This window comes from bacterium, from assembly GCA_035703895.1.
GTDB lineage: Bacteria > Sysuimicrobiota > Sysuimicrobiia > Sysuimicrobiales > Segetimicrobiaceae > Segetimicrobium.
This window is the reverse complement of record DASSXJ010000171.1, coordinates 1-10179: the sequence shown is the minus strand read 5'-3', so window position 1 is coordinate 10179 and position 10179 is coordinate 1. Positions and strand designations below refer to the sequence as shown.

The following is a 10179-nucleotide window of genomic DNA, read 5'->3' as shown; positions in this document are numbered from 1 at the left end:
GCTGCCCGAGGGGATCCGCGCCTACGCCTTTTACGGTAACCAGGGGCAATTGGACACGCACGATCAGGGCACGTGGGCTGGGGTCACCGGAGACCTGCAGGAGTTGCAGAGAGCCGTGTTCTCGTTCGGGCCCGGCGATGGGGTCGTCCTGACGGCGAGCGCCCTGGGCTTGCCGATCAACGGCGGCCCCGGGATTCCCGGGCTGGCTGACCAGCTCCTCATGAAGGTGGATCTCGGCCCGGTCGGCCATCGGTCGCTGCTCGCCGCTGCGGGCACGAAAATCGCCTCCGTGTTGACCGACCAGCAGGCTGCCGCCCCGCGCGGCTTGCCGATGAAAGGCGAGAACCGGCAGCAGCCCGCGTGGGGGGCGCCGAGGAGCCTCTTCCTTCCCGTTGAAGGCGGCTTCCTGACCGAGGCTGGACACCGTTGATGATGAGGGATGGGGTGAAAATCGTGCACGCCGCCGCACCGGAGGAACGACCCTTGCCGGAACGGCGTGGGACAGAATGAAGGTCAGCAGCGTGACACCAAGCAGCATCGGCGGGAGCAGGAGCGCCCGCCGGACGATGTAGCGCCGGAGTGTCACGCCGGAAGGGTCCTACACGCGACGCACCGCGTAGAAGTCGACCCCCCACACGCTGTGGAACGTCACGCCGCGCAGGTCGGCGCGATGCGCCCACGAGAGCGCCGGCTGAAACAGCGGCGCGTAAGGCCCAATCTCTAGGAGGCGCCGCTGAACCTTCTGGAGCAGCGCCACGCGCTTGCGCGGATCCCCCTCTGCCTCGGCTTCGTCCCCCCACCGCGCCAGTTCCTGAGCCTCCGGGCTCGCGTTCGCGGGCCACCGCATCCGCTTCCCTACAAGCCGGCCGGGAAGATAGGCGAGGAAAGTGCTCCCGTCGGGGTAACCGGCGGCGTCCCCGCTGAAGAACGCCGGGGTCTTGCCCTCGCGATAGTTTTGGAGGCTCAGGATGCCCGGGAGCCCGTTGAGGTCGAGGGCGATGCCGACGGCCGCCAGGTCGGCCTGGATCTTCTGGGCGAGGACCGCGTACTGGATCCCGTACGCGGTGGCGTCGCTAGAATACATCATGGTGCCTTTGATCGCGCCGAGCCCGCCCTCCCGCAGCAGCGCGTGGGCCTTGTCGCGGTCGGTGCGGATCGCCTCCTTCGAATCGAGCGCGCCTGGGAGCGTGGTGGGGATCACGCCCGCCATCCGGACGGCACCCGGGCCGGCGATCGTGAGGATGCCGTCGTAGTCGAGCGCGTAGCGGATCGCCTGGATGACCTTCGGGTGGGAGAGCTGGCCGCTCAACTGCGGGTCCTTGTTGACCATGAACACAAACGAGGTGGCCACCCGGCTGGACTGCACGGTGATGCCCGGGAAGCGCCGCAGCGTCTGGGCGTTGTCTCGCCCCAGCCCGGTGGTGATGTCCAGGCCGCCCCGCTCCAACTGCAGCGCCTGCGTGGACGCCTCCGGGATATTGCGAACCACGATCCGGTCCATCGCAGCGGGCCCCCGCCAGTGGCCAGGATTCCGCGCGAGGACAACCTCCTGATTGGCCGTGTAACTCTCGATCGAAAACGCCCCCGTGCCCGCGGAGTGGCCGTTGAGGTAGGCCTCGGCTTGGTCCCGGGTCTTGGCCTCGGGTCCAGCGTCGCCTCCGTGCTCGGCCACCAGCTTGCTGTCGAGGATCCCGAGGCTCGGGCTCGACAGGATCGGCACAATCGAGGGCTGGGGAGCCTTCATCCTGAGGATCACCGTCTGGGGGGTAGGTGCGAGGACCTCTTCCACGCCGTCGAGGAAGAAGCTCGGGTTGGACTTGAGGTTGATGACCCGGTCGAACGACCACTTCACGTCGGCCGAGGTCATCGGATTCCCGCTCGCGAACTTCACGTTCGGCCTGAGCGAGAGCGTGTACGTCTTGCCGTCGCCTGAGGCCTTCCAGCTCACGGCGAGGGAGGGCTTCGGGGTCTGGAGATCTTCGCCGTCGAAGGTGACCAGGGAGTCGTATGCGGCGTGGGCGACCATCTCGGCGACGGGCTCGAGGACGTGGCCGGGATCGAGGCTCCGGATGACGAAGCTGGGCGCCATCACGAGAGTGCCTTTGCCGGCCGAGGATGCCGCGCGCACGGCGCGCGGGGGCAACAGACGGGTGGCGGCGGCAAGTCCTGCTCCCCGCCCCATCAGGCCGAGGAAGGTTCGACGGTTCATACGGTCTTCCGAATCGGATAGATACTCAGGCCAGGAAGCCCTCCAACCCAATGATGCCGTCTATGTCGTAGCCGGCGGTCAGTATCGCACCGGCTAGCTTAACTTTAGCTAGTAATGGCGATCGAAAAATGAGTTTCAGCGATCAAAAGACGAGTGGTTCGGATGTAACCGTGTACCCTTCGCCTTGCTCCCCGCTCAGTCTTGGCTAGCACAATGTGTGTCTTTTTGTCCCGACTTGCACATCGGTCGTTTTTTCGCGATTGATGCTCACAGCAGCCCGCGTCGAATCGCCACGACGACAGCGTGCGAGCGGTTGTCCACCCCCAATTTGTTCATCGCCGAGTTTACGTACGTTTTCACCGTGTTCGGGGAGAGTCCCAGTGCAGTCCCGATCTGTTTGTTTGGCAGGCCGTCGGCAATGAGCCGCAGCACTGCTTGTTCACGCTGGCTTAACAGTGGATCGGCAACGGGGCCAGCGCCACCCTGACCGCGCGCGGCGAGCGGTGCAACACAGGCCCGCGCCATGTCTACCGCCTCTCTCGCCGACATCGCCCGACCCTCGGTGACGGCCACCTCGTACACGGACTCCGCAAACTGCTGGCGCGCGCGGGCGATGAACTCGGGGTAGGTTTCGACCTCTCGCAACAGGACCCGAGAGACGAAGACGTCTCCCGTCCACTTGCTCCAGGCGTCTGCCGCGGCCATCAGCCGGACGGCGTGCTCAAGGTTCCCACGTTGGGCGCTCACCAGGGCGGCGATCGTCACGGCGACCCACGGAGCGCGCGAGCGACCAACCTCCCCAGCCGCGGTGAGCGCCGCGGACACCAGGGCGGCGGCTCCGGCGGCATCGTGCCGCTTGAGTTTGACCCAGGCGAGGCCACTCATCGCGTATGCGGCCGTGCGTTTAGCCCCGACCACCCGGGATTGCTCCAGGCCCTCGATGAAGAAAGCCTCCGCCCGCTCCAGATTCCCCAGCAGCACCGTGGCCCACCCCAAGTTGAGCGTCGCGTCCGCGGATCCCCGAAGGTCGTCGAACTCTCGGTACAGGGCGAGGCTCCGTTCCTCCAGCGCCTGCGCCTCTTGGCCGTCCCCCTCGACCAGGGCGACGACTCCGAGATGGGAGAGCGCACGGGCCGTCGCAGTCGAATCATGGAGGCTCTCCGCGAGTTGCAGCGACTCCCGCAGGAGCGCCCGAGCCGACGTGCCGTCGCCCTGCAATGCCGCGAGCCTGCCCGCGCCGGCAAGCGCCCTGGCACGGAGCGGCTCAATGGCATCCGGGCTCACCGTGAGAGCCTCCTCCAGCCACCGGCGCCCCTCCTGCAGGTAACCGCGGACGAACCAGAAATCGGCCAGCGCCCCTGCGAGACGGAGAAGACGTTCGCCGTCTCCTCGGCCCCGGGCCCACCGGAGCGCTGCCCGGAAATTCTCGTGCTCCTGCTCCAGACGGCGCCCCCAGGCCTGCTCCTCGCCCCCCCACAACTCCGGCGCCGCCCGTTCCGCCAGCGCGAGGTAGTAGTCGCCGTGCCGCTCCCGGACCGCGTCGAGCTCCCCGCTCTCCGTTAACCGGACCAGCGCGTACTCGCGGATCGGTTCCAGCATCCGGTACCGGCGATCGGCGCTGTCGATCGCTTCGGCCTGGACCAGGCTCTTCTCCACAAGCGACCCGAGGATCTTCCACACGGCCTCGGTGACTTCGCCGGGCTGAACGACCTCATCGGCGGCCTCCAGTGTCCAGCCCCCAACAAATGCGCCGAGCTGACGAAACACCTGCTGCTCCCCCCGGTCCAGCAGCGTATAACTCCACTCGATGGCGTCGCGGAGGGTGTGGTGCCGGGCCGGCGCATCGCGCGCCTCCGCGGTAGAGAGCAACGCCTCCCCCCGCAGCCGCGACAGCATCCCGGCCGGGGATAATACATTACTCCGTGCCGCGGCGACCTCGATGGCCAGGGGTATCCCGTCGAGGGTGCGCAGCAGTTCGGCCAGCGCCGGGGCGTTCGCCGCCGTCACGGCAAAATCGGGCCGGACCAACTTGGTCCGTTCCAGAAAGAGGGCGCCCGATGGCGCCTCGGCGACAGCCGCAACGGTCGGTCGGGTGAGATCGGGCAGCGCCAACCCCTCGATGAGCAGCCGTTGCTCCTGGCGCAGGTTCAGCGGTTCGCGACTCGTCACCAGCACCTGCAAGCCCGGGCAGGTAGCCAGCAGTTTGGCAATGAGTGTCGCCGCGGGCACGAGGTGCTCGAAGTTGTCCAGGACCAACAGCAGGCGCCGGCCCTCCATGAATTCGACGATACGTTCCTGCGGCGTCTGCGTGGTCCGCTCGCCGAGCTGCAACGCCTGCGCGATCGCGGAATAGAGGCCGCCGGGATCCCGCAGGGGCACCAGATCCACGAACCAGGCGCCATCGGGAAAGTGCGTGTGGAGGCTCGCGGCCGCCGCACGCGCCAGTCGCGTTTTCCCGATCCCGCCCGGACCGGTGAGCGTCAAAAGCCTGATCGCGTCGTCGACTAAGTATCGCCGAATGAGGTCCAACTCGCGGTCGCGGCCAATGAGCGGCGTCGGATCAGCTAGAAACTGAGGCGCGCGCGGTACAAGATCGACCGCAGGTGTCCTGCGAGTCCCTCGTTCACCTCCGCGCGGCTTCGGCACGGTCACCTTTGGAAGTGTGGCGTGCGGTATCCCACGCGAGGCGTCGGCTCGAATCGGCAGGCAACCGATCGCCAGGACAGCCGCTCATCGCGAGCATACCAGCGGTGACCGACGAGAGCAATCGGCCCAACCTAGGACACTCTGTGGGGAGAACGTTTGTGTGGCATGCGCCAAGTTCAAGCGAACCAACTGTCACGAGGGCCATCGCTAGGGCCCTTGTCTTCCAAGGGTTCGGGCGAAGCAGGGGATCGGTTGCGGCGGGTTCGATTCCGGCGTCAACTGTCTTGCGCGACTCGCGTTTGAAAAGCCAATCTGCTAACGGGTTGCTAACGGACGCCGCGACGGAGGCCGTCGAGCAAGGGTAGGGAATGGCATATAAGCCTCCAAAATGCGCGATAAAGACGGAGAAGAATGGGGGACGACACACCGGGCGACGCATCGGGCGGGAGAATCGCAGTCAGGAGGTCGGCGGTTCGAATCCGCTCGTCTCCACCATATTTCTCAAGGTTTCCGAGTGATCACTTAAAGACCACCTGACGTGCTTTCCCGGACTGCGACATTTTCGCAGCCAGTTCGAATTTGCTCCTCGCCTGATCGCGCTCGGCGACGTGCGCCTTCGCCCAGTGGCACAAGTCACGAAGTGGTTTGATGAGACTGCGGCCCATGCCTGTGAGGCCGTATTCAACATGCGCCGGAACGACGCCAAAGATCTGTCGGTCGATCAAACCATCCCGTTGCATGCCCCGCAACGTCTCGGTGAGCACTTTAGATGAAACTTCACTTATGGCGCCTTGGATCTCGCTAGTGCGTAATGGGCCGTCTCTTAAGATGTTCAGGACCGCAATCCGCCACTTGCTGGAAAGGAGCTCGATTGCTTCCCGCGACTGCAGCGCGCGGTCTTCTAAGCCGACGATTTTTCTCATGCTTCCCCTGCCTTTGAAGTGCTTGGTGTGCTTTCTACCGCGTCCGACCGGCTCCTCCTCGCCAATTTTGCGGACTTGAAGTGCATTGGCTCCGGCCGCCATACCGATCTGGTAGAACCGGACCGACTCGGCATAATCTCCTACGAATGATCCTACTTACCTTCGGGAAAGTACTGTACCATCTGGTGCGTAGCGAGATAACTGAGCGTCCTGCTAGAATCCCGCTAGTTCCAAATTCTCAAAAGGGAGATCAGGCGATGTCCGAAAGCATCGATATCTTGAATCCGAACAAGCCGAAGCGGATAGTGATCATCGCGTCGAACCCGACGACGTCCAAGCAGACCGGATGGCCGATCGGCTTCTGGTGGGCTGAGCTTAGCCACCCCTACTTTGAGTTGACCGAGCGCGGGTACCAAGTCGACATCACGAGTCCCGACGGTGGCAAGCTCGAGGGGGACAATTGGAGCGACCCGCGGGATAAGAGTGGGTACTCGGCCCACGACCTGATCAGCCTAGGGTTCATAAGCTCACCAGAACATCGGAAACTGACCGATGAGTCCAAGCCGATCCACGACATTCGTCTCGGGGACTACGATGGGGCATTTTTCGTCGGTGGCCAGGGTCCGATGTACACATTCTACAATGACGAGCGGGTGCATAAGCTGGTCGCGGACTTCTACGAGGCGGGCAAGATTACCGCGGTCATCTGCCACGCCACCTGCGTGCTGCTGAAGGTAAGGCTATCCAACGGGCAGTTGCTGGTGGACGGCAAGACATGGACCGGCTTCGCCAACTCCGAGGAACAATATGCGGATGAGTTCGTCGGCCAGCGCATCCAGCCGTTCCGGATCGAGGATGGAGCTAAGAAGATCCCCAACACGAACTTCATGGTGATGGGCCGTTTCAAGTCCCACGCGGTACGCGACGGGAACTTGATCACTGGACAGCAGCAGTACTCAGCGACCGCTGCCGCGCGATTGGTGATTGAGGCGCTGGGCGTCTAGCACTTAGCAGCCTCCCCGGTGACCTGGGTAAGAACATGAGTGACGGATTCCGACAAGCGATAGACATTGGCCGCGGGGTCCACTATCATCAGGGGGACAACCCGCATATTTGGGTCGGCGAGGCTAATTCAGCATCTGCCCCCACATCGCACTCAGGATACTACAGCTTTCCGCGACCAATTTCTTGTTCGAGGCGGTGTCGATTTCGAGGCAGTCCGTTCGACTATGGAGCGAGAACCAACAAGGAGGTGTGATGTGGCCACAAGCACCAAATATGCACATGGTGTTTTCTCCTGGGTGCAACTCGGGACCGCCGATCCGGCGGCGGCAAAGCGATTTTACGGGGGTCTGTTCGGGTGGCAATTCGAAGACATGCCCGCGGGCCCCGAGATGACCTACACCTTCGTCAAGTTGAAGAACCAGAGCGTGGGTGGGCTCTATGCCTTGAGCAAGGACATGCTCGCGCAGGGCGTGCCGTCGCACTGGCTCCCCTTCATTAACGTGACGAATGCCGACGACATCGCGAAGAAAACCACGCAGGGTGGGGGCAAGGTGCTCAATGCGCCCATGGACGTTCTGGACGTGGGCCGGATGGCCGTCCTACAGGACCCTACCGGCGCGCAGGTCGCGATATGGCAGGCCAGGACGCATCTCGGCGCGGATCTCGTCAACGACACAGGCGCGATGTGCTGGAACGAACTGATGACCCCCGACATTGCGGCCGCCGGGCGATTCTACGGCGCGACGTTCGGCTGGACTGCCGACTTAGTCGACACGAGCGCAGATAGCTCATATTCGATCTTTAAAGCGGGAACGACGCAAGTCGGGGGGATGATGGCGAGACCTCCGCAGATGAAAGACATTCCGCCGCATTGGCTGACCTACTTCGCCGTCACGGACTGCGACGGCACGGCCAAAAAGGTGGGGGATCTCGGCGGCAAGATCCTCAAGCCGCCAATGGACATTCCGAACATCGGCCGCTTCGCGGTCTGCCAGGATCCTCAGGGCGCGGTTTTTGCGATCTTTACCCCACAGTCTCGATAACACTAACAGTACCGGAAGTGGGTGGTGGGCCAAGGTAAAACTGGCCCACTACCCACCGTTTTGGTAGACGGCCGGGCGACTGGAGGACATGCCGGCGGAGCTACAAGAGGCGTACCTCATTCTGGCACTCCATCCGGAAGAAGTGAGTCCAGCCGTCTGGTTGTCCTCGTTACCGCTCGATTCTCGCGATGTTTGAACCCTCGAGGCTCAAGCTCCCCATCGGGGACACATGAGGCTGCGCCATGGCCATCTGTGCAAAAAGACGCGAGGACTCGCAGGGCTAGGGGGTGACGCGGGAGCACGCCTGTGGGAATAGGATGCTCGCGTGAGCGGTTTGCCACAGCGAAGTGTTCTTGCGAAGAGCGACGAAGAAATTTACGAGCAGCACCGTCCCACTGAGGGGTTCACAATGAGCAAGGCGCACCATCCGGGCCGGGCGGGACAAAACGGCACATCGTCCACTTTAGGTGCGCTCGTCCCTACAGTTCTGTCCGATCCGGCGCCGCTGATCGGCCGGGAGCGCGAGCTGGAGGCCATTCGCGCGCTCCTCCTCGGTGAGTCCGTGCGCCTCGTGACGCTGACAGGCCCGGGGGGCATCGGGAAGACGCGCCTGGCGCGGGCGGCGGCCCGGTACGTCCAGCCGGCGTTCCCGGATGGGGTCTGGTTTGTCGACCTGGCCTCGCTCCACGACCCTGCGGAGATCGACGTGGCAATTGGCCAGGCGTTGAAGATCAAGGAGGCCGCGGCTCTGTCTCCGGCAGAGCGAGTCGCCGCGCATCTCCGGGACCGCCACCTCCTGCTGGTCTTGGACAACTTTGAGCATCTCTTGCCCGCGGCGGCCCGTGTGGCGGCGCTCCTGGCCGCAGCCCCACAACTCAAAGTGCTGGTCACTAGCCGCGAGCCGTTGAAGCTACGACTGGAGCACCGGCTGTCGGTGAGGGGGCTGGCCCTGCCCGATCTGCGCACGGCGGACCCCTCAGCGCTGATGCAGGCGCCCGCGGCGGCGCTCTTCCTTGAGCACGCCCGGCAGATTCAGCCTACGATTGAGTTCACGCCGGCGGACGCGCCCGCCCTCGCCGCGCTCCTGCACCGGCTCGACGGTATCCCGCTCGCGATTCGGATCGCCGCGGCCCATAGTCACGTCCTGTCGCCGGCAGCGATGCTCTCTCGGCTGCAGGGGCAGGCCCTTCTGTCCACGGAAGAAGCGCGGGATGTGCCGGGGCGGCATCACACCCTTCGCGACGCGATGGACTGGAGTTATGGCTTGCTCAACGCCAGGGAGCAGGGGGCGTTCCGCCAGCTGGGCGTCTTTGTGGGGGGATGGACTCTCGAGGCGGCGGAGGCCGTCCTCCAGGACGCCGAGCCGGCCACGCCCGCATGGATCATCCTCGGCCTCCTGGTGGACAAGAGCCTGGTGCAGGCCGACCCGCTCGGCGCCGACGACCGGCGCTATCGGATGCTCCAGCCAATTAGGGAATACGCATTGGAGCGCCTTCGGGAGAGTGGAGACCTGGACACGGCCCGGGACCGGCACGCGCAATATTACCTCGCCTTGGCGGAGCAAGCGGCTGCGGCGGGGTGGGGCCCCGGGGAAGAGGCCTGGTTCCGGCGGCTGGAGGCGGAGCACGAGAACATCCGGGCGGTCCTTCGGTGGGGCGCGGAGCGGGGAGATGGTGAGTTCAGCCTGCGGCTCGCCGGAGCGCTGGGCGACTTCGACTTCTGGGCGGTCCGCGGGTACCTGCGCGAGGGACGGCGTTGGCTCGAGGAGGCGCGGGCCATGGGTGCCGGCGCCGCTCCCGGCCTTCGCGCCAAAGTGCTCGTGGGCGAGGGCACCCTCGCGATGCTGCAGAGTGACTACCCACACGCCCGGACACTGCTGCAAGAGGGCTTGGCCCTCGCTGAGCAGTTACGCGATCCTGCTCTGATGGCCCGTGTCCTTTCGCGCCTCGGAACCGTCGCCGCGCTAGAGGGCGACGCCAGCGATGCGCGGGTGCTGTTGGAACAGAGCCTCGTGCTGAGCCGGGAGGCAGGGGACCCAAGGAATGTGGTGCTTGCGCTGGTCGAGCTCGGACGGACCTTTGTGCTGCTGGAGGACCTGGAGCGCGCCGAGACCACGGTGACCGAGGGCCTGACCCTGGCCCGCAGCACGGGAAGCACACGAACGATCGCATTCGCGCTCGCCAGCCTTGCGCAACTCCGGCTGAGGCGCCGGGATTACCCCGGCGCCGCCGGTCTGGGCTTGGAGGCGCTCCGTCTCGCCCGAGCGACGGAGTCCCGAGGGGACATCAAGTACATCGTCGGAATCGCCGCCCTGGTGAGTGGGCACCACGGCGACGTCCAGCGGGCCGTGCGT

The 10179-nt window shown here is 64.9% G+C and carries 7 protein-coding genes; 4 read left to right on the top strand and 3 right to left on the bottom strand.

Annotated elements, in window-relative coordinates; translation table 11 throughout:
* Nucleotides 1-430: hypothetical protein (locus tag VFP86_12140; GenBank protein HET9000387.1), on the top strand; the 430-nt coding region annotated here is incomplete at its 5' end.
* Between the two features lie 168 nt (nucleotides 431-598).
* Here the strand turns inward: VFP86_12140 and VFP86_12135 are convergent.
* The 3 genes from VFP86_12135 to VFP86_12125 form a co-directional block, all read right to left on the bottom strand.
* On the bottom strand, nucleotides 599-2209 hold the full coding sequence (locus VFP86_12135; GenBank protein ID HET9000386.1) for an ABC transporter substrate-binding protein: 1611 nt from the start codon (nucleotides 2207-2209) through the stop codon (nucleotides 599-601).
* 267 nt (nucleotides 2210-2476) lie between these two features.
* Complete coding sequence (locus tag VFP86_12130) at nucleotides 2477-4738, bottom strand: LuxR C-terminal-related transcriptional regulator (GenBank protein HET9000385.1); 2262 nt, start codon at nucleotides 4736-4738, stop codon at nucleotides 2477-2479.
* Between the two features lie 635 nt (nucleotides 4739-5373).
* Nucleotides 5374-5778, bottom strand: coding sequence for a helix-turn-helix domain-containing protein (locus VFP86_12125; GenBank protein HET9000384.1), 405 nt, complete (start codon nucleotides 5776-5778; stop codon nucleotides 5374-5376).
* A 257-nt stretch (nucleotides 5779-6035) separates the two neighbouring features.
* Between VFP86_12125 and VFP86_12120 the strand changes: the two genes are divergently transcribed.
* The 3 genes from VFP86_12120 to VFP86_12110 form a co-directional block, all read left to right on the top strand.
* The gene (locus tag VFP86_12120; protein ID HET9000383.1) at nucleotides 6036-6782 is read left to right on the top strand and encodes a type 1 glutamine amidotransferase domain-containing protein; all 747 of its coding nucleotides are present in this window, start codon (nucleotides 6036-6038) and stop codon (nucleotides 6780-6782) included.
* Nucleotides 6783-7037: 255 nt separating this feature from the next.
* The gene (locus tag VFP86_12115) at nucleotides 7038-7826 is read left to right on the top strand and encodes a VOC family protein (GenBank protein HET9000382.1); all 789 of its coding nucleotides are present in this window, start codon (nucleotides 7038-7040) and stop codon (nucleotides 7824-7826) included.
* Nucleotides 7827-8235: 409 nt separating this feature from the next.
* The coding region (locus VFP86_12110) for an AAA family ATPase (protein ID HET9000381.1) at nucleotides 8236-10179 on the top strand (1944 nt) is incomplete at its 3' end.